This is a genomic window from Paenibacillus sp. FSL L8-0708, from assembly GCF_038009325.1.
Classification (GTDB): Bacteria; Bacillota; Bacilli; order Paenibacillales; family Paenibacillaceae; genus Paenibacillus_AQ; species Paenibacillus_AQ odorifer.
In genome coordinates, this window is the sequence record NZ_JBBPBC010000001.1 from 269,724 (window position 1) to 293,791 (window position 24,068).

Sequence of the window (24,068 nt, forward strand, 5' to 3'; positions counted from 1 at the left end):
TTTGCGTTGTGGGTCGTTGGCAAATCTGGCAGCAGTGAACTGATGGACAGCAGATCTCATTATCGGTACAACTCGCAGTAATCTCTGGTTCTTCTATAAATATCCGAACACATTTTCTGTGCAATCTTCGGCCGAGTCATGCGGACCCAGATAACGTTATTTGCTAGTTTTTAGCCTTTGGAGCAGGTTTTCGGACACCAGCGCCGCTATTCAATTAGAAAGGGGTTATATTGGGTGGTTTTCATGCTAATAACGGCTATGGGGTCCGCTAGCACTCTAAAAATGTGAAAAAGCCGCTTTTAAGGTCAGCTGTGTCCGATAGCGAATTCGCTAAGTGCAAATTACCAAGATGCTTTATTTATCTTTGCTTCGGTAGCGAGTATCAGCAACAAGCGCAAAAAAAGAGACCGGGTTCGGTCTCTTTTAGTTATTTCTCGATAGGAGGTATGAATTAATTCGCAAAAAAGTTCGGCAGGAACTCTTTATTAGCTTCCAGCATTTCGTCCAGCATCCGAATCGCTACGTCCACGGACGGAACAAGCGGGTGATGTGCGAGCGCCTGAAGGGCAAGGGCGCGGTCTCCGGTTACAGCGGCGTCAATCGCCAGCTGTTCATAGGTTTTGACAGCATGAATGAGTCCTTTAGCCATGGTTGGAATTTTGGTCAGTGGCAGAGGTAGTGGGCCGTTTTTGGTGACCACGCAGTTCACCTCAATGCTGGCGTCATCTGGCAGGAAGTCCAATATGCCACGGTTAGCGACATTTAGGGTCTGAATGTCGTTTGATCCGTTATGAAGCGATCTCATGAGATTAACAGCTGCTTCTGAGTAAAAAGCACCGCCGCGCTGTTCCAGCTGCTTCGGCTTCTCGCTTAGCTCTAGATTGCCATAAAGCTCGAAGAGCTCCTCTTCTACACGTTTGACGACTTCAGCACGGTTAATGCCTTGCTTATGGGAGTCCATCTGCTCTTCGAGCATGGCATCGGTCATATAGAAATATTTTAAATAGTATGAGGGCAGTGCATGAAGGGATTGCAGGAATTCCGGGTTCCATTCTCTTGCCGGTACGTTCTTAGCGCTGTAGCTGGTTGTATCTGCAAGCATATCATCCAGCTTGTCTTCACCTTCAACATCGATACGAGTAATCCAGTGCAAGTGGTTGAGGCCCACAAATTCGGCATATACGCGGTCTGCTGCTACATTATATTTGGCAGAGACTTGCTTGATCAGGCCGATAGGTGCGTTGCACAGGCCAATACTTTTTACCTTAGAATATTTCAGAACGGCTTCGGTGACCATCCCAGCAGGGTTAGTGAAATTGAGCAGCCATGCGTTGGGAGCCAGTTCCTCGATATCACGGCATACATCCAGAATAACAGGGATGGTGCGCAGTGCTTTCATCATTCCCCCAGGACCTGTTGTTTCTTGGCCAATAACGCCATATTTGAGCGGAATCGACTCATCACGGGCACGGGCATCAAGCATGCCGACACGCATCTGAGTGCTGACGAAGTCGGCGCCTTCGATCGCTTTACGGCGGTCTGTTGTCAGATGAACCTCAATCGGAAGGCCGGATTTCTCCACCATACGTTTTGCCAAGTTACCTACAATATTCAGCTTGCGAAGACCAGGCTCAATATCTACAAGCCATAATTCGCGCACGGGAAGTTCTTTATAGTGAAGAATGAATCCCTCTACTAATTCTGGGGTATACGAAGAACCTCCACCGATAACTGCAATCTTTAATCCTTGGTTAGCTGCCAAGATTAATCACTCCTGTCTTGTAGTTTGTTTGATCGATTCATAATCCTGGAATTTCCGCATTTTCTCATATACTTCACTACTATTGGTCAACCCATCTTGATCCATAGCTGACCATACTGCACCGACTACAGGCTCTGTGGCAAGGGTAACCACGGTTGCCTGAGGGGCTGCAGCGTGTACAGCTTTCTCGATAGGCTGGCGAATCCAACCGCGATCCCCTCGGGTTAGCAGACTTCCTGCCAGCACCACATCGAAGGTCTCCTGCTCCATGCCTAGCTTGTGAATGATAGCTGCCGCAGACTTACCCAGTTCAACCCCTTGCCGATGTAAAATCTCCAATGCTACGGCATCTCCTTCAGCTGCTGCTTCAAAGAGCAGGCGAGCAACATTTACGGGGACTTTTTTCCAATGATCAAGGAAATCGTGAAACATATGCCCAACTTCCTCATAACCTAACATTTTTAGCAGTAAGCCTGTTAATAGGGTGGGCTGTTCCCGGCCGTCCCAAGCTCGGATAACGGAACGAAACACCTCAATATTGAGTGCGCCACCCCCGCCAAAATCACCGTACATATAGTCAAAGCCGCCGCATTGATAATGCTCTCCCTGCAGGTTTCTGCCTGCTGAATTGGTGCCGGTGCCGCAGATGAGCGCGACACCATATGGGCGATTCGTTCCGGCGCGTAGACCGATCATAGTGTCACAGTTAATGGTGTATTTGGTGAATCCTATCTGGCGTATCATCGGATGGAGAATAGCATAGTCGGCCTCGCGATCAGCACCGGCAAGTCCGAGATAGGTATGCTGGATGTCTTCCAACCGGAGTCCGGCTTCAGCCAGCGCCCCGAATGTGGCCTCTTTAATACTGTTGGCGGCCTCAAGGGCGCCTGTCTGGTGGTTGCCGTTACCACTCTTGCCTTTGCCAAGAACATTGCCATGTTCATCGCTTAGCAGAGCATAGGTTTTCGTGCCTCCCCCATCGATCCCCAAGTAGTAAGTCAATGGTCGTCACTCCTAGTGTATAAATTTAATCTACTCAGCTCCGGTAGATTCACGTACGATAAGTTCAGGATCAATCCGCATCCCGGCTCCACGTTTCATCTTTCCGGAGATGCGTTTGAGCAGCATATCCGCGGCTGCCAGCCCGATTTTGTCTGCAGGCTGACGTATTGTTGTCAGATGTGGATGAAGCTGTGAAGCAATATAATGATCGTCATAGCCGACCACTGCCACCTCTTCGGGTACCTGAATGCCCGCTTCCATCAGGGCATTGATGACTCCAAGCGCGATATTGTCATCCCCGGCAAATACGGCGGTGGGCAGCTTTCCTTCCTTCAGCCAACGTTTGCAGGTATCGTATCCCATCCCAATATCGAAATCACCAGGCACGATCTCAAAGGGGGCCAGTCCTTGTTCCTGAAGCGCCTGTAGAAATCCACTGCGCCGCTCCCGCGTACTCCGGAACATTTCCTGACCGCAGAGATGAGCGATTGAAGTGTGTCCCAGCTCCAGCAGATGACGCGTAGCTGCGTATCCCCCCTTGAAGTTGTCGATCGTGATGGAGTAGGTATCATTTTCGGGCTTCTGATTATCTATCAGCACATAAGGGATACCCCGCCGTTTTAACTCCACAATATAATTGTCCTCTTCCATCGGAGAGAGCAAAATTAAACCGTCTACACGATCCTCCTGAATTAAATAATGGCTATCATCCGATTCGATGCCTGTTGAGATGGATATGGCTAAAAAATAACCATGCATCGCTAATATTTCATTCAGCTCTTTGACCACTGCGTCAAAAAAGGAATCTTGCAGGGTAGTGACAATAATGCCGATAATTCCCGTCTTACCGCTTGCCAGACTGCGTGCCGCAGCATTAGGGCGGTAATCCAGCTCTTTAATTGCCTCCAGCACCTTTTGGCGATTATTCTCGCGCACCGATTCGGCCCCATTTAACACCCGGGATACGGTTACAACGGATAATCCGGATTTTTTGGCTACATCAAAAATACTAACTTTCATCTTTAATTCTCCTCACGGCAGATTTTCCGATCCTGTTTTCTACTTTCAGTATACAGGGTTGGCAGACTGTCCGCTAAACGTATGATTTCACGCAGGTATACCGTCCCTAAAGGGGGCGGTATACCTGCCAAACAGTTATCGCTGAATGATCTCTGTAACCTTCTTCTGAATCGTCGCCATCACCTCTTCAACCGTCTTATGTCCAGTTTCTACTGGCTGCAATTCATTAATGAACATGTCATTAATTTGCGAGTAGTTGGTGATTAAGTGGTTATAGGATTCGAAGCCGTAGTTAACAGCACCCTCGTAGACATTTTTGATATCCTGTGGATCGATACCTTCAAAATGTTTATAGTAAGCTTCTGCAGCTTCGGTGTTGACTGGTGGGTTACCGCCACTAAGCTCAATGGATTTCTCTTGCACTTCGCTTGTGATCAGGTATTTGATCCATTCAAAAGCTTCCTTCGGATGTTTGGAGTCCTTCAAGATCAGCAGCGGATCGACATAAAGGGTGCTGCGTACCTTTTCGTTTCCTCCCCATGGTACAGCGGCTACGCCAATTTTGAAGGGGAAGTCATTTGCACCTGCAAGGTTCCATGAGCCTCCGATAGACATGCCGATTTTACCAGCAACAAAGGGATCGCCGTTCTGTCCAGCTACACTTTTGCTCCATTCGGAAGAAGGAGAGACTTTATCCTTAAAGACAAGATCAAAAAGCTTGTTGTAGGCAGCGATCACTTCAGGGGAGTCAAAATAAGTCTCGGAAGGCACGCCGCCATTAGTCCATGTATCTTCTGAGTAAGGCTCCGCTCCAAAATATAACGGCCGCATATCGCGTTCGGACCAAGTGAAGTCTACGCCATATTGAGTTTTGGCGATATCATCGGATACAAGCGTCATTTGTTTAGCTTCGTCGACCATTTTTTCAAACGTCCAGCTCTTATCTTCATAATCGCTTGTTGGATAAGTCAGTTTGGCAGCATCAAACATGTCTTTGTTATAGAGCATTAAGGTGACATACATATTGACCGGGATGCCGTAAGTGTGATCTTTAACCTTGTAGATACCCATTAGATTCTCTGGGATACTATAATCCTCTGCCTTGAAACCATCCTCTTTCATAAGGTCGGTCATATCGAACAACATACCCTTATTGTAGTATTCTGCGAAACCTCCATACCCCCAGTGACTTGTCACGTCGGGCGATTTGCCGCCGGCAATTAGCGTTTGCAGCTTGCTGTCGAACTGCTCATAAGGCGCTTTTTCCACTTTCACTTTAATATTCGGATGCAGCTTCTCGAAATCAGGGATTAATTTTTCGACAAATGTGCGGTCTTCTGAATCTATTGTGTAATGGGTAATCGTTACCGTTTCTGCTTTGCCTCCAGAATTAGTAGAGCCACCGTTTCCTTCAGATAGGGCGTTACCCGCCGATTTGCCGCCGCTACAGCCTGATAAGGCTAGAACAACGAGCATGGTAGCTGCAAGTAAAAGCGCAATACTTTTCCTGTTCTTGTTCATTAGCTAAACCCTCCATGATTTCAAGTATATTTGGCCGCCGGATGGCGGATTATTACTTAATCCCTGTAAGTACAATCCCTTCGACGAACTGTTTCTGGGCTACAGCAAACAGCGTAACGATTGGGACCATAGCTAGAACCGAAGCAACCATTAGCAGATGCCAAGGTGGTATGCGGAACCTCGATGAGGTAAGAGAAGCCATCCCGACGGGTAGCGTGAACTTATCTGATGAGCTTAAGTAAAGCACTGGCGTAAGCAGATCATTCCAGTTGTAGATAAAAGCAAAGATAGCTACGGTCGCAAGTGCAGGTTTGGAGAGTGGGATTGCTATGGTAGCCCACATCCGTATTTCACCACAGCCATCAATGCGTCCGGCATCAAACAGCTCTTCAGGCAATGTGGAGAAGAATTGGCGCAGCAGAAAAATATTATAGGCTGAGCCGAAGAAAGCAGGCACGATCAGGGGTAAAAAGGTATCTATCCAGTTCATTTGCGAAAAGAGTACAAATTGCGGAATCATAATGGCCGGATAGGGTAACATCATGGTGCTCAGCAGCAGGATGAACCACACCTGATTACCTGTACCTCTGAATCTGGCGAATCCATAGGCAACCAGCGCCGAAGAAATCAAGGTTCCCACAACACTAAAGCCGGCGATAATCAGACTGTTTTTATAAAGTGTACCGAACTGCAGGGTATCAAATATTTCTGTGTAATTGCTCCACTGCCAGCTCTCCGGAAGAAAGGTGGGTGGGAACTTCAGCATCTCGCGTTTGGACTTAAGTGAAGTGGAGACCATGAAGAACAAAGGAAGCAGCATCAGAAATGTTGTAACTACTAGAGTAATAAAGCTGAAAATCTTAACAGGCTCCGCTTTCCGGCGGCGTTTTGTTCCTTTAGTCCGGGGGCTTAGCGCTCTGACTGTACTCATTTGCGTCCGCCTCCTTCATAGTGAACATAACGGTTAGACAATTTCATAATTAGTGCAGTGCAGAGCATAACTACGATAAGGAGCACCCATGCCAAGGCTGAGGAATAACCGGCACGATATTCTTTGAAAGCGCTGGTGTAGAGATTATAGACATAGAACCAGGTAGAGTAATTCGGCCCCCCTTGAGTCATGACAAAAGCTTGGGTAAAGACTTGGAAGGAATCAATTAGTCCCATGATCAGTTGGAAGAGCAGCACGGGAGAGATCATCGGTAAGGTAATGTTCAGGAAGATTCTGGAGCGCCCGGCACCGTCAAGGTTAGCGGCTTCGATCAAGCTAGCCGGTACGCCTTGCAGACCTGCGAGGAATAAAATCATTCCTGAGCCTGCTGTCCAGAAGGTCATGATGATTAAGGCATATAGAGCAGTGTCTGGGTTCATCAGCCAAGCTGGTCCATGAATGCCGAACCAGGAAAGGATGTAATTGAAGAGCCCGATCTGCGGGTTGAAGATCCAGTACCACAGCAGGGACATGGCCACACCGGATACCATGCTTGGGAAATACATTGCTGTTCTGAAAAAGCCGCGCAAAGGAATGGTCTGGTGGAGCAATAGCGCAAAGCCAAGACCGAGTGCAAGCTGGATAGGTACACCGATGAAGGTATATCTCAGCGTGACAACCACCGATTTCCAGAACAGGTCATTGTGAAACATCTCTGTGTAGTTAGCGAGCCCGATAAATTTAGGTGGGTGTATGATGTCATAATCAGTAAAGCTGAAGTAAAGCGATGATAAGATAGGATAAAGGGCGAATACTAGGAAGCCGATAATCCAAGGAGAAATGAACAGATACATATAGAACGTCTGCCGCCTGTTCTCGCGATTGATCATGACACACCAACCTCTCGTTTTAAAAGTATAAGCGCTTTAACTTTTGATCATACTAACACTATTAATTAGTAATAATACTAGGTACATAGAGATTAAAGTTTAACCGCTTTAACTTTTTGATTCGCTTTAATAAGCTTATCATAGAGGATGATCACTAAATAATCAACACTTATTTTAACTATAAAAGCGCTGTCAGTCATTAAACGTAACATACAGTCTGTCATTTTTGTGAAAAAGGGACCTGAAATAAGATTCGGGAGATTATTGTGTTAACTATTATAACGCAATTTTATTATTTTTTATTAATATTCCTCATGCTATGATTAGGGTTGGTCATATTTTGTTAGAAATGAGGAAACTGAATGACGACTAGACCTTACTTAAAAATGATCCAGCATTCTGTTACAGCCTCAGGGATTAGCTTTGAGGAAATTACACCGAATTTCGTATATAGAGCGACAGATGGAGTGAAATCATTTGTGATGGTAGACGCTGAGATCGGACTAAACAACAGTGCTTCTACGATCATTGCCATGAGTAAATCTCTAACTTATGATGTTTTGCATAAGGCGAATATCCCAGCTGTAGAACATATTTATTTGCCGCATCCTGACTCCAAATTTAGCAATTTGAATCCTTATCCATTGGCTGAGCATTATTTCCAAGCATGCAATGGGGAGGTAGTTATGAAGCAGGATAACGGGGCGCAGGGAAATCATGTGTACAAAATCAATGAGATAGCCGATCTGCACGAAAAGCTGGATTTATTATTTTCTTTACAGCTTAATGGGGCAATAGGTCCTTATTATGAAGCGGAGATTGAGTATAGAATTGTAACTTTTAATCATCAGGCGCGTGTATTCCTTGGCAAAAAAAGAGTTCGTTCGTGGAAGCATAATTTGATTAACGGAGCTGTTACGATTGAGGTGAAAGATCAGGCCAAACAAGAGGCGCTGGCGGAGCTTGCCTCCCGGACCTCTAAAGCGCTGGGCCTTGATTTCTGCTCAGTAGATATCTTAGAGACAAATCAAGGCTTGATGGTGATTGAGGTCAACCATAAGGTGATGTTAGATGAATATTGTAAGCAAAATCCAAGTGAAGTACCTGGCCTCTCAGACCTTTACAGGGAAGTTATTCTTCAGCGTATGAATCAGTTATAAGCCGATATTCAGCAGCGATTGCCCGAATAATCTTTTGGCATTTCCGATTAGAGTTTGCGTACCCACGATTACAATAATCTCCGAAGGTGATTGTTCTTTAACATACGTAAGAGCATCCTCTAAATAAGGGAATTCGGAACTTTTTTCGAGAAAACTTTTAGCGATAAGCAGGGCATCCGTTGGGAAAATTAGATGGCTTATATCGGGTTTGGTTACGATTAGTTGATCCGAGACTGTACTCATGACTTCGATGACCCCTGTGTAATCTTTATCCTTAGGGACACCGATGATGGATGTGACGGTACGGCTGCGCTCAGGATTCACTAATTGAATAAGTTCAGCCAGATAGCTTGCAGAATCTCTATGAATAGCTCCGTCAATAATCGTCAGTGGGTCATGACAGATAACTTCACAACGTCCCGGCCATTGTAATTGTTCAAAACAGTGATGTACGATCTCCTGATCAAGGGGTCCCCCTGTAATCTCTTCACAAAGTGCGACTGCGCTGGCAGCATTGACCGCTTGAAACTGTCCCAATAGCGGAAGGGTCAAGGCTGGATAAACGGCTGGCTTCGTCCGGACATCAAAAGTAGTTCCGACAGAAGTGGTGGTGATAGATTCAGCTAAAAACTGTTCTTCATAATATTGCACAGGGTTGGAGGAGAGGTTGTCCTTCATGATCGCAAGAACGTCGGATTTCTGTTTGCTAACATAGACGTTTGTTGTGTTGTTTTTGACAATCCCCAGCTTGTGCAGTGTAATGCTGTTCAGATCAGGTCCCAAATGGGCTACATGCTCTTCCATAATCGGGGTAATGACAGCCCAGTCATTGCTCAGGACATTGGTGTCATCAAACCTTCCTCCTCTACCGCATTCAATCACATTGATATCTGTACCCTTCTCCTTAAAGTACAAAGCTGCAATAGCCAAAGCAACCCCAACCGGACCTTGATATTCATCAGCAGCAAGCTGCTCTTCGATCTCGTAGAAGCCCCCGCGAATTACATTACCTAATCGTACAAAATCTTCTGTGGCTATTGCCTGCCCATTGATCCGGATTCTTTCGTTGAAATCTACCAGGTGAGGGGAGGTGAATAACCCCACTTTATATCCCAAGTGACTTAACAGAGAGGAAATAAATCTAGAGGTGGAGCCCTTACCTTTACTGCCTGTGACCAGTATGTATTTTTGATTGCGATCCGGACTTCCAACTGCATCCAGTAATGCTCTGGTTAACTCCGGTTTTCTAACTTCTTCATCCAAAGTTTCTGTAATGTTGTTAATGGCCCTTAGGTAAGAGCTGTAGATCATATCTTCTACTTGGGATTGTGAAGTGAATTCCACGGAAATCCCTCCATTTAATTAATTTTGGCGCGTTCCTCAGATAGTGTTGTGTAGATGATAATCGGAAGTAACACAAGAGAAATGATGACGGTCAGAGCGATGCTCCAGTTCAAATCTTTATATAGCTGTACTATGGTGAACAACAAAGCGATAACAGGTAAGACCAGTTTGTTTAAGTGCTTTAGGAATAAGGAGTACATACTTCTTTTTACGGTAACTGATGTGCCGATGCTTGGGATTTCTAACTCGTTACGCGATAAGGCGGTGATCCCGATAAATAAGTGGCTGTCGACAAATTTAAGCTGCTCATTATCCGCATGAAGCTTGACTGACTGGGCAATATGCTCCGTATCGATGTCTAAGATGGGGATGGTGATTTGTTTGGAATTATAGGAGATCACGATCTGATCTGTTTCTTCCATGCCTAGCAGTTTTCTAACATTCGGATGAATTCTGCATAAATTCTGGTGCTCATCAAAAGGGTAAGGATGACCCACTCTGAGGGTGAGCTCTCTTTTGCCAATAAAAAAGTTCCCTAATGCACTTAAGGGCCGTTGGATCAGTTGATTTATAAGTTTATGTATGCCTGGCTTGGGTTGAGAACGCGTCCTAGCGCGAGTAATGATTAATGGATCATGCCCCTCGGAATGGGTTTCAAGCAATAACATGATGTATCTGTTGAAGTAAAGGGTATTCGGTTTGGCTGTGCTATCTTCTCGTAAAGTTAGGTTTACCCGGAAGCCATTTTTGGGATTGATAAGTTCTACTTGATTTGTATATTTACGGACGAGTGCTGGACAGGCTTTTACATAGGGTTTGGCAATCTCGTCCACTTTAGGAATTCCCCGAAGAACTGTGTCGTATTCTGGCTTCGTTATTGTTAATCCTGTAGTCAGGCAGTCCCCGAGCTTGTCCTTTGCCCGCTTGGATAATTGGATTGTACCTCTTGGCACCTCATCTGCCGATAAAATTAAACAGCTGACTTTGACACCATTCTCTGCTGTAAGATCAACGAAGATATGCTGGACTAAACCTAATTCCTTTAACTCTTCGGAGTTCATTGTGATTTCTTCACGAGGTTGAAGGCTTTGTTTGTCTAGAATAGTAAAGGTTTGCTCGATAATAATGTCAGACACCGCCCAATAGTTTAATGATTTGTTCAAGGGAATGAATGGTTTTTTGGAATAAATCAAACGCATTCGGGTTACGATAATTTCGATTAATTTCAATTTGAATACTTTGAACTAACAATTCCTTAGCGCAATATGAAGTAATCGTTCCAGGATGGGATGCAGAAAATGTATGATTTTGTCGAACATTGGTAATACCATTATTGTTAAAGATGCCTATGACGTCATTTAAATTATTCTCTCGTATAGAGGTTCCGTACAGTGTCCCTAGGTCAATATCAAACTCTCGAAGTTTGGAAGCTCCGTGCAGATCGATCACAAACTGAATGCGATGTTCTTTGACAAGCGCTCGTAGCGCCGCCTTATATTCTCCACCTAAGATGTAATTTGGGTCTTCTTTGGAAAAGCTATTCGAATAAATACAGTAGCAATTGGTGAGCTTTTGTAACAAGAGGGCAAGGGAGCCTGTATACATGTCAGCTGGTTTTACAGCATGTTCTCGAAAATGATTAATGGCATGTGGAGCTGAGACTAGTACAGGAAGGGAGCCTTCTACAATGGAGTAAGAGGGATCTACCCCGATATCGCCAAAATAATTATTATTGGAGAATTGTAGCTCATACTGTTCGATCAGAGATAAAATATGCAATCACCTATTCATAGTTATTTAATGGGTCGTTAACCATTAGTATGTCCTAAGCATTCACCATTCATGAATAAGGATGAATCTATTATAACGCTTGCAAGGTTTGCCGTGGGCAGTTTTTCCATAAAATGATTCTAAAAGATTGGCTATTGAAAAGTTCAAAATGGTGTGCTAATATTTCAATTGAAAACGTTACCGATAAGGATACCGAGAAGGATACCAAAAAGTAGGCTGGGGATTACTTAAGCAAATGAAAACGCTGACATAATTTTCACTAACAGCATCGGAACGTCTTCATGCGAAGTAATCTAATAAAAAGTACGAGGGGGAAGAAGAATGAAGAATATCAAAAAATATTTAGGGCTCATGTTAGTAATGTCTATGGTTGTTGTCTTAGCGGCAGGATGTGGGAATAAAGAAAATAATTCTGCATCCAATGATGGAAACGCTACATCTGGTAAAAAAGGGTCAGTTTATTTCTTGAACTTCAAACCTGAGATTGCAGAAATATATGAAAAGATCGCTAAGGATTACGAAGCAGAAACAGGAGTTAAGGTAAAAGTCGTAACGGCTGCTGCGGGTACTTACGAAACTAAATTGAAATCCGAAATCTCCAAGTCTGAAGCGCCAACTATTTTCCAAATTAACGGACCTGTTGGTTTTCAATCCTGGAAAGATTACACCTTGGATTTGAAAGATACTAAGCTTTACAGCTATCTGTCCGACAAAAGCTTGGCTGTAACTGAAGGTGAAGGCGTGTATGGTATCCCTTACGTAGTTGAAGGATACGGCATCATCTACAACGACGCAATTATGAAGAAATACTTCGCTTTGGCTGATAAAGCGGTATCGATCTCCTCCACAACTGAGATCAATAACTTCGACACTTTGAAAGCAGTAGTAGAAGATATGACGGCTAAAAAAGACCAACTGGGCATTAAAGGTGTATTCGCCTCCACTTCCCTCGCTGCTGGTGAGCAATGGAGATGGCAGACTCACCTTGCAAACTTGCCGCTGTACTATGAATTCAAAGACAATACTGAGTTTGACAACACCGTTCTTGCGGGTCTAGCTTCTAAAGAAGTTGAATTCAAATACAACGATAAATTTAAAAACATCTTCGATCTGTACATCAAGAACTCTGTAACTAAAGAATCCTTGCTGGGTAGTAAATCCGTAGCTGACTCCATGGCTGAATTTGCACTTGGTAACGCAGCTATGGTTCAAAATGGTAACTGGGCATGGTCACAAATCAACGATGTTGACGGTAACGTAGTTAAAGCTGAAGAAATCAAATTCTTGCCTATCTACACAGGTATGGAAGGCGAAGAAAAACAAGGTTTGGCTGTAGGTACAGAAAACTATTTCGCAATCAACAGCAAAGTATCTGCTGAGAACCAACAAGCTTCTATCGCTTTCCTGGAATGGTTGTTCTCCAGTGAAAAAGGTAAAGCTTATGTAACTAACGATCTAGGTTTCATCGCACCATTCAATACCTTTGAAGACAGCGAAAAACCAGCAGATCCACTTGCTAAAGAAGTATCTGCTTGGATGGAAAAAGATCTTACTTCTGTAGCTTGGACATTCGCAGCATTCCCAAGTGAAGAATTCAAAAACGTCTTTGGTGATGCCCTCTTGCAATACGCTCAAGGAAACAAAACTTGGGATGAAGTTGTAACCATCTTCAAGGACACTTGGAAGGCTGAAAAAGCAAAATAATAAATGCATGGAAAGATGCTTGAATAACTCTCAGTTGTCATACAGATAAAAGCTTAGTGCCACTGGGCTCCCTCGGGATTCAGTGGCACTAAGCAACAATTGGAGTGGATCTTGCTACATCTGTTTCATCATTTTCCATACTGAGATAGGAGAAGACTCCATGGAAAAATCGATAAAAAAATATTTTGCTCTTTTTGCATTACCGACCATAATAGCCTTTGGAATTGCCTTTGTGATCCCTTTTCTTTTGGGTATATATTTGTCTTTTACAGAGTTTACTACAGTCAATGATGCAACATGGATAGGGTTTGGCAATTACGCTAAAGCTTTTTCGAATCAAGAGTTTCTAAATGCATTAGGTTTCACCGTTAAATTCACAGTTTTATCTGTTCTTACTATTAATGTGTTCGCCTTCATCTTGGCGATGTTATTAACTAGAAAGCTAAAAGGTACCAACGTATTTAGAACGATCTTCTTTATGCCTAACTTGATAGGCGGTATCGTATTAGGATACATCTGGCAGCTGATTTTTAATGGGATTTTGTACAAATTTGGTGTCACTTTGACCTCTGATGCAACGTATGGATTTTGGGGACTAATCGTTCTTATGAATTGGCAATTGATAGGGTACATGATGATTATCTATGTTGCAGGTATTCAGAATGTTCCTAAAGATATAGTAGAAGCCGCAAGAATTGACGGAGCTTCACGTTCTAAGATTTTGCGTAATGTGACTATTCCACTCGTAATGCCGTCCATTACTATTTGTTTATTCTTAACCTTATCCAATTCATTTAAATTGTTTGACCAGAACTTAGCGTTGACCGCTGGTGCTCCTTCTAAGCAGACCTCCATGTTAGCACTGGACATCTACAATACATTCTACGGAAAATCAGGATGGGAAGGTGTCGGTCAAGCGAAAGCCGTCGTATTCTTTGCTTTAGTAGCCTTAATCGCCTTAATACAACTTGTCATTACTAGAAGAAAGGAGGTTGAGAACTAATGCAAAAGACTAGAGCAAAAGATTACTCTATATTCACCATTTTGTTGGTCTTGGCCATTGCGTTCTTATCTCCTATTTTTATTGTTCTGATGAACTCCTTCAAGGGTAAGTTCTACATTAGTGATACGCCGTTCTTATTCCCTAATGAGACTACGTTTGTTGGTTTAAAGAACTATACTAGTGGTGTAGCAAAGATTGATTTCTTCAGTGCCTTCGGAATGTCCTTGTTTATTACGGTATGCTCGGTGGCTGTGATCGTGTTATTTACTTCCATGACTGCATGGTACATTACCCGGGTGAAGTCCAAATTCACAGGCATGATGTATTATGCGTTTGTATTCTCGATGATCGTGCCTTTCCAAATGGTTATGTTCACAATGACTAAGACTGCAAACGTGCTGCATCTCGACAATCCGATTGGGATTATCTTAATCTATTTAGGGTTTGGATCAGGGCTGTCTGTGTTTATGTTTAGCGGATTTGTGAAGTCTATCCCGCTTGAGGTTGAAGAAGCGGTAATGATTGATGGCTGTAATCCACCTCAGGCCTTCTTTAAAGTGGTATTGCCCATCCTGAAACCTATTGCTGTAACTGTAGCTATCCTTAATGTAATGTGGGTATGGAACGACTTCCTATTGCCAGACCTGCTGATTGGTACAGAATATAAAACGATTCCTATTGCGATCCAGTACCTAAAAGGTGGATACGGATCGATTGACATGGGAGCTATGATGGCGATGCTGGTCTTAGCTATTGTGCCAATCATCATTTTCTACCTGACTTGTCAAAAGTACATCATCGAAGGTGTCGTTGCAGGTGCGGTTAAGGGTTAAGCTTGATCTACCTCGTTAAATAAATTAATATTCATGTAAGAAGCGAGTAGGGTGTTTTTCTTGGTGGGTGACCATCAGGAATCCCCTGCTTTCTTATTTTGACTATGAAGTTGAATAAGGATTAAGGAGTTTGATAGATACTAACAAGTAAAGGATAGATAGAAATGGAGAGACTGACTATTATAGACATCGCCAAATTATGCGGTGTTGGCGTGACTACTGTATCAAGGGCTATTAACAATCATCCGGATATTAATGAAGAAACAAAAGCGATGGTTATGAGGGTTATCAAAGAAAATCATTATGTCCCGAACAACAGTGCAAGAAATTTAAAACGTTCTGATTCGAAAACGATTGCAGTATTGATTAAAGGGATATCCAATCCATTTTTTAGCCCGATGATCAAAGTGTTCGAAAAAGAGATTCAACGCAAGAAATACTCCTTCATCCTACAGCGAGTTGATGAGAATCAAGATGAGATCGAAGTGGCGATTGAGCTGGAGAAAGAAAAAAGGCTGAAGGGAATTGTCTTTTTAGGAGGTTTATTCTCACACTCTCAAGAGAAATTACAGCAATTAACGGTTCCATTTGTCCTTAGTACGATTGGGATGACGGAAGAGTTTGATTTGAGCGACTATTCATCTGTATCTGTCGATGACTTAAATGAGAGCTATAAAATTGTCGACTATTTATGTAATCAGGGGCATGAGAAAATTGCGGTCATTACTGCTCCAGAAGAAGATGTAAGTATAGGTAAGTTAAGATACGAGGGTTATAAAAAGGCTTTAGCTGATCATGGCATAGCTTATAATGAACAACTGGTACGGCGAATGAAAGAGGATATTGATAGCTACAGCATGGAGAATGGGTATGCGGTTACAAAAGAATTGCTAGAGTTAGGGGAAGAGTTCACCGCTATTTTTACCTTATCGGATAGTATGGCTATTGGCGCCTGTAAGGCAATATTCGAAGCAGGCAAGCGAGTCCCGGAAGATTACTCTGTGGCTGGTTATGACGGATTGGATATTTCTTTTTATTATAATCCTTCTATTACTACCATCAAACAGCCGGTAGTTGAGATTGCGGAAGCAACGATTAAGATTCTTTTTGATCTCATCAATAAGAAGGTTAAGCATGCGCATCAGATTTTCCCGGCAGAATTAATTGTTAGAGAGTCTACGAGGTCTTTATTGTAGTTTTAACAAGTGAGTATGTTTAAGTTTATTTACGAATCGGGGTGGGGAGATAGAACCGCAAGAGATTAAACCTAACGATATCAACAGCATCACACGGTTTCTCACCGCATTTGGTGATCCTACTCGGATTCGGATTGTTACGTTATTAGGGAATAAAGGTCGGCTGAATGTTGGGGAAATTGCAGGTGAATTCGAAATAAGCAGGCCAGCGATTTCACATCATCTCAAAATCCTACGGGATGCCCGCATTGTTGACCATAAAAAGAGAGGCCAGGAAGTCTATTACTGGCTGGCGCGTGAACGGCTAGCAACAAACTTTAGGGCGCTTGCTGATTTGGCAACGTCGTTTAATCATGGGGACTAAGCCATCTCAAGGGAATGGTTCAGTCCCATTTTAGGATAACCAGGCATTTACCATATCGGAGACGGGTTTATAGATAAATATCATCCATCCCAATGGGTTAGAGACCGAAATATGTAACGCATTAATAAGACTGAAGAAGGTTCCCAGCAACAGAAGAAATGAGAAAACCCACATCTCCTTGATTAATTTTTTCCTCCACATCAGGGGAACTTCAATGGCTGCTATAACGGCTACAACTATGAGAATCACTACTATACCCAATATTCACAACCTCCCAAACCATTTAGTTTCGAGATATTAAGTCTTTGCTCAGTGCTCTTCTGAACATTACTACGCTTAACAAAACCAGGGGTAGAAATAACCCAAAGGTTATAACATAATACACCCAATAATTATCAAAAATTTCGCCGTAATAAGTGTAATTTGGGGCTATAAGAGGTGCTAGTGCGACCAAAATCAACCCTGTCGGTAAGGATAACACTCGATACTCCTTCAATTTTAATAATTGGGACAACCCCAGAATAAAAGCATAGAAATACAAAGTTACTTTTATAAAGAAAGTTAACATCCACTGTAGAGCTATCATGGCTTCCACCCGCTCAAAGATTCCACCAACAGATATGCGCCTTGCGATGTTATAGCTGGGATATATATCTCTGGCCGTCAGATCCGGACCTAAGACCAGTATGGAGACGATGAGCGTTATGAAAATTACAGTCCCCCCTAGGAGGGTGCCTTGTAAAAAACTCCTTGTTATCTTTTGTTGTTTATCTACATAAGGAAGTATCATTAGAAAGACGACTGGTTCTAAAAAGGTGTAGGCCGTAATGGGAATAGTCCCTCTCAGTACTGGCTTTATTCCATCTTCCAGGATGGGGAATATTCTGATAATTTCCATCTGAGGAACAATTGCGACCGTCAGGATCAGAAATAGGATAACGACCATTGGAGTGAAGATCTCTCCCGCTCGTCCGATAACCTCAATACCGAGCCGCGTTGCCATAATTACGATAAGTATAAATAAGAGCAGAATGGCCGGGATAGGAGTTCCAGGCAACATTTCTGAAATCACAAAATCACTGATCTCCCTCATACTTCCAGCGATAACTATAAGAAAAAACAATAAAGTCATAAGCGATAGAATAGTCCCAAGCCATTTTCCGAAGGCCTTTTGAATTGCCTCAATAAGCGTTAATTTGGGATATAACTTTGCGAACTTGCTGTACATATAGTTGGCCAGCAAACCTAATGCCATTCCAATTAAAGTGGAAATCCAGGCGTTTTGTGTGGCGTAGTGTGTGGATGAAGAAGGGATTATAAGGATGGAATCCCCAATAGTAAGGAGCATAACCAGTAAGGTTAGCTGGCGAGTACTTATTTTTCCCTTTTCCAACATGGTTTTGTTCACTCCAATTCATCACTTCGCCTCTTCTAGGAAAGAGTTAGTCACTTTCCCTAACAGGCGAATCTTAATATCCATCTTTACGCTTACTGGAAGGTTAACAAAGGTCTCATCCCAATTGTTTCGCAGTTTCTTCCACGCCTGCGGGTTAGAACGATGGATGATTTCGCCGAATCCAAAAATATCACTTTTGTATTCAGTTTGTACCTTTTTAATTGTAGCTTCGAATAGATTTATTACTTTTTTATTGGCGATTTGTTCTAATTGAGTGATGGTCTTTGGGTCCCTTAGATCAAGATTTCTGCATTGTACCTCTCCTAAATCTGATTCTAAATGCTGCTCAATAGTGATTTCTGGTTTGCCACTATGGATGCTGCCTTTCATTTTGGAACGGGCTTCAAATACATCAAGTGAAACCTTTTTACCTTCGGGACATTGGATATAGAAAACAGTGCTCCTTACTTTATTGGTTAAATAGTTATACACTTTTGATTCCTCTGGATTTAGCCAACCAATCAATTTGTCCTCCTTGAATATGGCCAATCCGGAGTATTTCAATTCCGTTGGAGAGTCTACCGTTTCAACATTCTTCGGAGTTTCTCCTTCATCTACACTTCCATCGATGACAACACCTGTTAAGACTGGATTTTTACCTTTACTCACAAGTTCTGTAATTAGGGTTCCTAATGTCACAGTAGATGTAGGTGCCCAATTTTTCTCAGAGGTTTCCAGACTGGAAAACAATCGCACGGCAGGAATCTTTTCAAGACTGGTTAATATTTTCAACGCATCTTCTGCCCTCGCATCCTTTGCTACCACTATAAAATAATCATTTCGCGTATCGTTGTCTCTTGACATGAAATCAAGAACATCGCTGATTCCCTCTTTAGCCAAATCCTCGCCAAGGACTAGGATTCGTAAATGAGAGATATAAATTTTACGTGGACTAACGGTTGTGATTTTTCTAAGGGCTTCATATACGGTATTTCCCGTCGCTTTATAAAGGTTGACTGGTGCCTGAGGAGAGCCCCCCTTTGAGCCAGCGATTTGACTGGGTAAGACCACTTGCGCAGAAACTTGATATTGATCTCCGATTTTATCGATACCTATTCCTACAGCAATCGCAAGATCATTTAATTCTCGGCGGCTCCAGCAACCTGTTACAAATATTTGCATGAGAATAAGAACACAAATCAGAAGCGATCTTCGTTTCATGAATTATTCCTCCGTGAGATCTCCCGGTTTCTCCGGTGGTGAACTCTTTTCCCGAACGATATTTTTTTTATTGATAAGTCTAGGGCGGGTAAACATAGCCCAATGCGGCATTCGGAAAAAGGTGTCCTTTTGATCGGCGAGATTATAGGGAGCAAACGGGCTCAAATAAGGAATTCCAAAGGAACGTAAGCTGCACATGTGAAGAACTATCGCAATAACGCCGATAATGATCCCAAACAATCCAAAGGATGCAGCAAGGAACATCATTGGGAAACGGAGCATTCTGATGGTCAGGGCAAGATCGAAGGATGGCAGCACAAAGCTGGAGATAGCAGTAATAGCGACGACAATAAGCATGGCAGCAGAAACAATGCCGGCATCAACTGCCGCAGTCCCAATCACTAGGGTGCCTACAATGGATACAGATTGGGCTATGGTTTGAGGCATTCGTACACTCGCTTCTCGTATAATCTCAAAGGCAAGCTCCATTAAGAGTGCTTCAATAAATGCTGGAAGCGGCACGCCCTCCCGTTGTGCGGCTAGACTGATCAGCAGGGTTGTGGGCAGCATCTCCTGATGAAAGGTAGTAATAGCTACATACAAAGATGGGGCAAGTAGTGAAATGAAAATACTGAAGTATCGAAGCATTCGTACTAAGGTGCTAACATCAGCACGTTGATAATAATCTTCCGCCGTCTGCATGAAGGAAACAAATAAGGTAGGCACCGTCATTACTATAGGAGTCCCATCTACTAATATGGCTACTTTTCCTTCCATAAGAGCAGCTGCTATAACGTCAGGGCGTTCCGTATGATGGATGGTTGGAAATGGGGTATAGGTTTCATCCTCGATTAATTCTTCGATATAGCCACTTTCCAGGATACCGTCAATGTCGATCCGATCTAAACGTGAGTGGACTTCTTGCAGAATCTCATCACTAACAATGCCATTGATATACATGAGGGCTACGTCTGTCTGTGTTACACGTCCAATTTGCTGTGTTTCTAACCAGAGATTGGGGTCTTTTATTTTCCGCCGGATTAATGCGGTATTCGTGCGTAAGCTTTCTGTGAAGGCTTCCTTAGGTCCACGAATCACCGTTTCAGTGGCACTTTCCGTTACGCCACGGTCTTTCCAGTCACGCATGCCTATGGTGAACCCTTTGGTATATCCATTGAGTAAGAGGATCACATCTCCGGATAATAGAGAGGTGAATAAAGAATTGAACTCCGTCGTATCTTTAATATCCCCTACAGTGAGCATGTGATCTTTTAATAATTGATAGTTGGTTGTTTGTGTATCAAGACTTGGATCTGGAAGTTCTAAGATTAGTGATTCCAGAATGAAATCCTGAATAGCTTTACTATCCGCCAATCCATCTGTATAGAAAATAGCTGCTTTAATCTGGTGTTTGGAACCAATAAAGAATTCTCTAATCACGAGATCTGTACTATTGCCGAGTGTTGTTTTTATATATTGAATATTATCTTGAAGTTTTTCTTTAATAGGTTCCTTGGGTAATTCTTTAGTGGGGTTAGGGTGCCCTAATGAAGGGTTCTTAAAAACTTTTGTTATTGTTCTGTTCAGAAATCCCATAGTTGTTATCCCTCTTCCGCTGGTGCTGTAAATATAGCTATTACCATAATGAGGTGGGATTATTCTGAACCACGGATGGGTCAACGCATATCAAAAAAAGCCGCAGAGAGATTCTCTGCAGCTAGCTAGAAGCGCTTAATTAAGACTTTAAGACGTCCAATCGTTATATAGATGCTTCTCCGTTAGGATGGACAACAACTGAATACCAACCTCATTATGGCCACCTTCAGGGATGATCAGGTCAGCGTATTTTTTGGATGGTTCGATAAAAGCTTCATGCATGGGTTTAACTGTACTCAAATATTGATGATGGATCGACTGGATGCTCCGTCCACGTTCTTCAATATCTCTAAGGACCCGGCGGAGAATACGTACATCAGGATCGGCATCCACGAATACCTTGATGTCGAGCATTTCACGGAGATTCTCGTCAGAAAGGACGTGGAGTCCCTCAATGATTACAATATTGTTTGGCTTCAGTTCTACCGTCTCTGTAGTGGAGCGGGCATGGACTGTAAAGTCATACACGGGAGCGAATGCGGTCTGTTCTTCGCGCAGAGATTTAAGATGCTCAATGAGCAGCTCGTTATCGAAAGCGAAAGGATGATCGTAATTAATGGATTCACGTTCAGCAAAGCTGAGATGTGAGTGATCCTTATAGTAGTTATCTTGAGATATGAAAGTTACCTTTCCCGTTCCAAGACGGTCAATGACGGAGCGGGCTACGGTTGTTTTTCCCGAGCCGGTGCCGCCGGCGATACCAATAATGAGCATGTGATTCAATAACCCTCCCTAAGATTGCCGTTGCAATTCCAATATTGTAGCACAGCGCTCATGTTTTTTCACCTTAGATCGGGTAAAATTAAGATGGGATTTTTGGAAATTCGTCTATATTAGGGACAAGGCAAATCCGGAAGGGGTTATCCAACGAATGAACGGAAAAAAAACCGTACAAGAGGCTTTTAATGAAACGGCCTATCGAATCGCAGGGAATGGGAATAGAGATGTGCAAGTGTTGAAGGAAGCCTTGGCAGCCGTAGAGAACAGTACGGCATCTGATATTTATGGAACGGGCGAAGTGATTGAAGATTTCCAGACGAAAATGGCGAATATCCTGGGCAAAGAAACCGCGGTTTTCTTTCCGAGCGGAACGATGGCGCAGCAAATCGCTTTAAGAATTTGGTGCGATGAAAAAGAGGTGAAAAAAGTAGCCTATCATCCCTTATGTCACTTGGAGATCCATGAGCAGGATGGCCTGAAGGAATTACATCATATTGAGCCTATCTTGCTTGCGGACAAGAACCGATTAATCACTTTGGAGGATGTGGCGAACCTAAAGGAGGATATCGCCTGTCTGTTGCTGGAATTACCCCAGCGCGAGATTGGTGGTCAGCTGCCAGAGTACACGGAGCTTGAAGCTATTTCTGCTCATTGCCGTGCACGCGGCATTAAATTGCATTTGGATGGGGCAAGATTATTTGAGATCCTCCCGTATTACGGGAAGTCAGCAGCTGAAATCTCTGCACTCTTTGATAGTGTGTATATATCCTTTTATAAAGGAATTGGAGGAATCGCTGGGGCAATTCTTGCAGGCAGTGAAGATCTTACGAAGCAATCAAAGATATGGAAACGGCGGCATGGTGGAGACTTAATCAGCTTATATCCGTACATCATTTCTTCTGATTATTATTACCAGCAAAGAGAAGGCAACATGCAGCAGTATTATGAAGGTGCAAAGGAGCTTGCTGCTTGGGTTAATCAATGTCACGACGTAACCACTCTGCCCGCTCAACCTGTCTCCAATATGTTTCACATGCATTTTCAAATGTCTAAGGAACAAATTGAACCGATTCTGTCAGCGGTGTATGAGGCGTCAGGAATCGGTTTAAGCGCGGGTATAAGAGCTACCGGGGAACATACTTCTTATTGTGAGATCAGCATTGGAGACAAGTATGCCGACATCCCGAAAGAAAAGCTTAAAGAGTTTTTTCTGCTGCTCGATAAGCTAATGAGCGAATCATCTGCCGAGTAGCGAGCGGAGTAAGGAGATTCGTAATAGTTGTTTTTTAATAAGCTTCATGCGAAACTCATTTTTTAATTGATTGTAGATCAGCGGGCAATGGTTAAGCGCCCAATGGTACATGAATTTAAAGTCTGTAGCGTCTTTTGCAGAATTTAATAAATAGTATGAGATCGTATCGTAAGCATTGTGGTTGAACCATTCCGTCATTTCCTGTGCGTTATATCCATATTTCTGCACGGCCATATTCTTAATGAGTTTCTTTTCTTCCAGATTCTCAATTAAAAATCCTTGGCTCAGATTAAAGGTGATATTGTTCCCGTGTATTCTGTACACGCCGGCAATCACATCAATGAAGCCCGCATCACCTACCAGCAGGGAACGCAAATAGATGGAAGCATCGTTGACCATATTCATATCTAGGATATCCATAGCCATTAAGGCCTCTCGTTTAAAGACAGTAGTTAAAGTAGAGGCGGGTTTTGGATATCCTTTTTTCTCGAAATTCATGAAATAATCGCGTTTCTTAATAATGCTGCTAAGCTGCAGATTGGAGATTTTTAGTTGTTTGGCTTTGGAATACTCCAGGAACACATTCGCAGCTACAAATGAAATTTCGGGATGAAGGAGGTGGAAGCGGACTGCTTTACTGAAATAATTCATGTCGATCAGATAATCATCATCATCGAGAAAAAGAACATATTCCCCATCACCATGTGCAGCAAAAGCTTTTCGACGATTATTTCCAGGTCCGCTATTGGTAGCATTGCGCATGTAAATGACCCGTGGCTCCGCCCCAAAGTGTTGCTGCATTAACTCTTTCGTGCCATCTGTAGAACAATCATCAATCACTGTAATCTCTTTATTGGGATAGTCCTGCATTAAGATACTTTGGATCGCTTGATATAGGAATTCTTTTCTATTATAGGTGGTGATAATGACACTGATCTTGGGAGAATCGGATAAGGATTGGACTGTTGGGTAGGAAATTTCCGTATCCGAAATGCGGCTTTCCATTTTAACCAACCCCTGAATTAAACCTGCGATATCACTGGCAACAATGTTGAATTGTTCAGACAGATAGAATTTCAAAGTATCCTCTGAAGCCCTCCCCGTCAGAAAGGCATGAATAACCTCAGATAAGGTTTCCAGATAAGGTTTGATTTGTACATTTTGTTCTTGATCTATGATCTGGCGGCATCTTTGCAATAGTTCTGTATCCTCTATTTGGATGGTAGGTGAATGGTTTATTTCGTCATTTAGGTCGTTTAGAAAGACGTAACAGGCTTGCTGCAAAACCTCGCTATGATCCAT

22 protein-coding genes are annotated in these 24,068 nt (G+C 43.0%); 7 read left to right on the top strand and 15 right to left on the bottom strand.

All coding sequences use genetic code 11. The annotated features are described in order from the left end of the window. Positions 1-451 precede the first annotated feature (451 nt). The 6 genes from NYE58_RS01265 to NYE58_RS01290 all read right to left on the bottom strand — a co-directional run bounded on the left by NYE58_RS01265 (position 452) and on the right by NYE58_RS01290 (position 7,126). Positions 452-1,762: a 6-phospho-beta-glucosidase gene (locus NYE58_RS01265; RefSeq protein WP_076126950.1), complete on the bottom strand. Its 1,311-nt coding sequence runs from the start codon at positions 1,760-1,762 to the stop codon at positions 452-454. Between the two features lie 6 nt (positions 1,763-1,768). Continuing rightward, positions 1,769-2,764, bottom strand: coding sequence for an N-acetylglucosamine kinase (locus tag NYE58_RS01270; RefSeq protein WP_341000921.1), 996 nt, complete (start codon positions 2,762-2,764; stop codon positions 1,769-1,771). A 30-nt stretch (positions 2,765-2,794) separates the two neighbouring features. Further along, on the bottom strand, positions 2,795-3,784 hold the full coding sequence (locus NYE58_RS01275) for a LacI family DNA-binding transcriptional regulator (protein ID WP_036687224.1): 990 nt from the start codon (positions 3,782-3,784) through the stop codon (positions 2,795-2,797). Positions 3,785-3,919: 135 nt separating this feature from the next. Continuing rightward, positions 3,920-5,305 carry an ABC transporter substrate-binding protein gene (locus tag NYE58_RS01280; RefSeq protein ID WP_341000922.1) on the bottom strand — a complete coding sequence of 462 codons (1,386 nt, stop codon included), beginning with the start codon at positions 5,303-5,305 and terminating at the stop codon, positions 3,920-3,922. A 52-nt stretch (positions 5,306-5,357) separates the two neighbouring features. Then, entirely contained in the window at positions 5,358-6,236 is an 879-nt protein-coding gene (locus NYE58_RS01285) for a carbohydrate ABC transporter permease (protein ID WP_038568194.1), read from the bottom strand. Continuing rightward, complete coding sequence (locus NYE58_RS01290) at positions 6,233-7,126, bottom strand: carbohydrate ABC transporter permease (RefSeq protein ID WP_341000923.1); 894 nt, start codon at positions 7,124-7,126, stop codon at positions 6,233-6,235. Before NYE58_RS01290 ends, NYE58_RS01285 begins: the two co-directional genes overlap by 4 nt. Positions 7,127-7,488: 362 nt before the next feature. Here NYE58_RS01290 and NYE58_RS01295 point away from each other — a divergent pair, with 362 nt between their 5' ends. Further along, on the top strand, positions 7,489-8,286 hold the full coding sequence (locus tag NYE58_RS01295; protein WP_341000924.1) for an ATP-grasp domain-containing protein: 798 nt from the start codon (positions 7,489-7,491) through the stop codon (positions 8,284-8,286). Here the strand turns inward: NYE58_RS01295 and NYE58_RS01300 are convergent. The 3 genes from NYE58_RS01300 to NYE58_RS01310 are packed head-to-tail and all read right to left on the bottom strand — an operon-like array spanning position 8,281 to position 11,409. Further along, on the bottom strand, positions 8,281-9,630 hold the full coding sequence (locus NYE58_RS01300) for a bifunctional folylpolyglutamate synthase/dihydrofolate synthase (RefSeq protein ID WP_076275918.1): 1,350 nt from the start codon (positions 9,628-9,630) through the stop codon (positions 8,281-8,283). The two genes, NYE58_RS01295 and NYE58_RS01300, sit on opposite strands and share 6 nt — an antisense overlap. Positions 9,631-9,644: 14 nt before the next feature. Beyond that, positions 9,645-10,793, bottom strand: coding sequence for a hypothetical protein (locus tag NYE58_RS01305; RefSeq protein ID WP_143761864.1), 1,149 nt, complete (start codon positions 10,791-10,793; stop codon positions 9,645-9,647). Further along, on the bottom strand, positions 10,759-11,409 hold the full coding sequence (locus NYE58_RS01310; RefSeq protein WP_076192573.1) for an N-formylglutamate amidohydrolase: 651 nt from the start codon (positions 11,407-11,409) through the stop codon (positions 10,759-10,761). Before NYE58_RS01310 ends, NYE58_RS01305 begins: the two co-directional genes overlap by 35 nt. Positions 11,410-11,742: 333 nt before the next feature. On the opposite strand from NYE58_RS01310, the gene NYE58_RS01315 reads away from it, so the two are divergent. The 5 genes from NYE58_RS01315 (at position 11,743) to NYE58_RS37410 (ending at position 16,521) form a co-directional block, all read left to right on the top strand. Continuing rightward, positions 11,743-13,125, top strand: a complete 1,383-nt coding sequence (locus tag NYE58_RS01315) for an ABC transporter substrate-binding protein (protein ID WP_076126963.1) — start codon at positions 11,743-11,745, stop codon at positions 13,123-13,125. Positions 13,126-13,285: 160 nt separating this feature from the next. Next, positions 13,286-14,128, top strand: coding sequence for a carbohydrate ABC transporter permease (locus NYE58_RS01320; protein WP_036687240.1), 843 nt, complete (start codon positions 13,286-13,288; stop codon positions 14,126-14,128). After that, complete coding sequence (locus NYE58_RS01325; RefSeq protein ID WP_036687243.1) at positions 14,128-14,961, top strand: carbohydrate ABC transporter permease; 834 nt, start codon at positions 14,128-14,130, stop codon at positions 14,959-14,961. Before NYE58_RS01320 ends, NYE58_RS01325 begins: the two co-directional genes overlap by 1 nt. Positions 14,962-15,125: 164 nt before the next feature. Further along, positions 15,126-16,157 (top strand): LacI family DNA-binding transcriptional regulator, encoded by a 1,032-nt coding sequence (locus tag NYE58_RS01330; RefSeq protein ID WP_076275921.1) that lies wholly within the window; start codon positions 15,126-15,128, stop codon positions 16,155-16,157. An 88-nt stretch (positions 16,158-16,245) separates the two neighbouring features. Beyond that, complete coding sequence (locus NYE58_RS37410; protein ID WP_367946839.1) at positions 16,246-16,521, top strand: ArsR/SmtB family transcription factor; 276 nt, start codon at positions 16,246-16,248, stop codon at positions 16,519-16,521. Between the two features lie 30 nt (positions 16,522-16,551). Here the strand turns inward: NYE58_RS37410 and NYE58_RS01335 are convergent, their stop codons facing one another. The 5 genes from NYE58_RS01335 to udk all read right to left on the bottom strand — a co-directional run bounded on the left by NYE58_RS01335 (position 16,552) and on the right by udk (position 21,508). Next, positions 16,552-16,782, bottom strand: a complete 231-nt coding sequence (locus tag NYE58_RS01335) for a hypothetical protein (RefSeq protein WP_254847760.1) — start codon at positions 16,780-16,782, stop codon at positions 16,552-16,554. A 22-nt stretch (positions 16,783-16,804) separates the two neighbouring features. Continuing rightward, complete coding sequence (locus NYE58_RS01340) at positions 16,805-17,917, bottom strand: GerAB/ArcD/ProY family transporter (RefSeq protein ID WP_341000925.1); 1,113 nt, start codon at positions 17,915-17,917, stop codon at positions 16,805-16,807. A 21-nt stretch (positions 17,918-17,938) separates the two neighbouring features. After that, on the bottom strand, positions 17,939-19,138 hold the full coding sequence (locus tag NYE58_RS01345) for a Ger(x)C family spore germination protein (RefSeq protein ID WP_076126972.1): 1,200 nt from the start codon (positions 19,136-19,138) through the stop codon (positions 17,939-17,941). A 3-nt stretch (positions 19,139-19,141) separates the two neighbouring features. After that, the gene (locus tag NYE58_RS01350) at positions 19,142-20,734 is read right to left on the bottom strand and encodes a spore germination protein (RefSeq protein WP_076219031.1); all 1,593 of its coding nucleotides are present in this window, start codon (positions 20,732-20,734) and stop codon (positions 19,142-19,144) included. A 147-nt stretch (positions 20,735-20,881) separates the two neighbouring features. Further along, a complete protein-coding gene (gene udk, locus NYE58_RS01355) occupies positions 20,882-21,508 on the bottom strand; it encodes a uridine kinase (RefSeq protein WP_036687251.1) in 627 nt (208 codons plus the stop codon). A 157-nt stretch (positions 21,509-21,665) separates the two neighbouring features. Between udk and NYE58_RS01360 the strand changes: the two genes are divergently transcribed. Continuing rightward, entirely contained in the window at positions 21,666-22,766 is a 1,101-nt protein-coding gene (locus NYE58_RS01360; protein ID WP_076275923.1) for a threonine aldolase family protein, read from the top strand. Here the strand turns inward: NYE58_RS01360 and NYE58_RS01365 are convergent. Then, entirely contained in the window at positions 22,752-24,068 is a 1,317-nt protein-coding gene (locus NYE58_RS01365) for a glycosyltransferase family 2 protein (protein ID WP_076220995.1), read from the bottom strand. The genes NYE58_RS01360 and NYE58_RS01365 overlap by 15 nt on opposite strands.

What these genes read in the sequence shown, in the direction of transcription:
- NYE58_RS01275 (WP_036687224.1), bottom strand. Translation starts at nt 3,784, where the DNA reads ATGAAAGTTAGTATTTTTGATGTAGCCAAAAAATCCGGATTATCCGTT.
- NYE58_RS01280 (WP_341000922.1), bottom strand. Translation starts at nt 5,305, where the DNA reads ATGAACAAGAACAGGAAAAGTATTGCGCTTTTACTTGCAGCTACCATG.
- NYE58_RS01285 (WP_038568194.1), bottom strand. Translation starts at nt 6,236, where the DNA reads ATGAGTACAGTCAGAGCGCTAAGCCCCCGGACTAAAGGAACAAAACGC.
- NYE58_RS01290 (WP_341000923.1), bottom strand. Translation starts at nt 7,126, where the DNA reads ATGATCAATCGCGAGAACAGGCGGCAGACGTTCTATATGTATCTGTTC.
- NYE58_RS01295 (WP_341000924.1), top strand. Translation starts at nt 7,489, where the DNA reads ATGACGACTAGACCTTACTTAAAAATGATCCAGCATTCTGTTACAGCC.
- NYE58_RS01315 (WP_076126963.1), top strand. Translation starts at nt 11,743, where the DNA reads ATGAAGAATATCAAAAAATATTTAGGGCTCATGTTAGTAATGTCTATG.
- NYE58_RS01320 (WP_036687240.1), top strand. Translation starts at nt 13,286, where the DNA reads ATGGAAAAATCGATAAAAAAATATTTTGCTCTTTTTGCATTACCGACC.
- NYE58_RS01325 (WP_036687243.1), top strand. Translation starts at nt 14,128, where the DNA reads ATGCAAAAGACTAGAGCAAAAGATTACTCTATATTCACCATTTTGTTG.
- NYE58_RS01330 (WP_076275921.1), top strand. Translation starts at nt 15,126, where the DNA reads ATGGAGAGACTGACTATTATAGACATCGCCAAATTATGCGGTGTTGGC.
- NYE58_RS01340 (WP_341000925.1), bottom strand. Translation starts at nt 17,917, where the DNA reads ATGTTGGAAAAGGGAAAAATAAGTACTCGCCAGCTAACCTTACTGGTT.
- NYE58_RS01345 (WP_076126972.1), bottom strand. Translation starts at nt 19,138, where the DNA reads ATGAAACGAAGATCGCTTCTGATTTGTGTTCTTATTCTCATGCAAATA.
- NYE58_RS01350 (WP_076219031.1), bottom strand. Translation starts at nt 20,734, where the DNA reads ATGGGATTTCTGAACAGAACAATAACAAAAGTTTTTAAGAACCCTTCA.
- udk (WP_036687251.1), bottom strand. Translation starts at nt 21,508, where the DNA reads ATGCTCATTATTGGTATCGCCGGCGGCACCGGCTCGGGAAAAACAACC.
- NYE58_RS01360 (WP_076275923.1), top strand. Translation starts at nt 21,666, where the DNA reads ATGAACGGAAAAAAAACCGTACAAGAGGCTTTTAATGAAACGGCCTAT.
- NYE58_RS01365 (WP_076220995.1), bottom strand. Translation starts at nt 24,068, where the DNA reads ATGGATCATAGCGAGGTTTTGCAGCAAGCCTGTTACGTCTTTCTAAAC.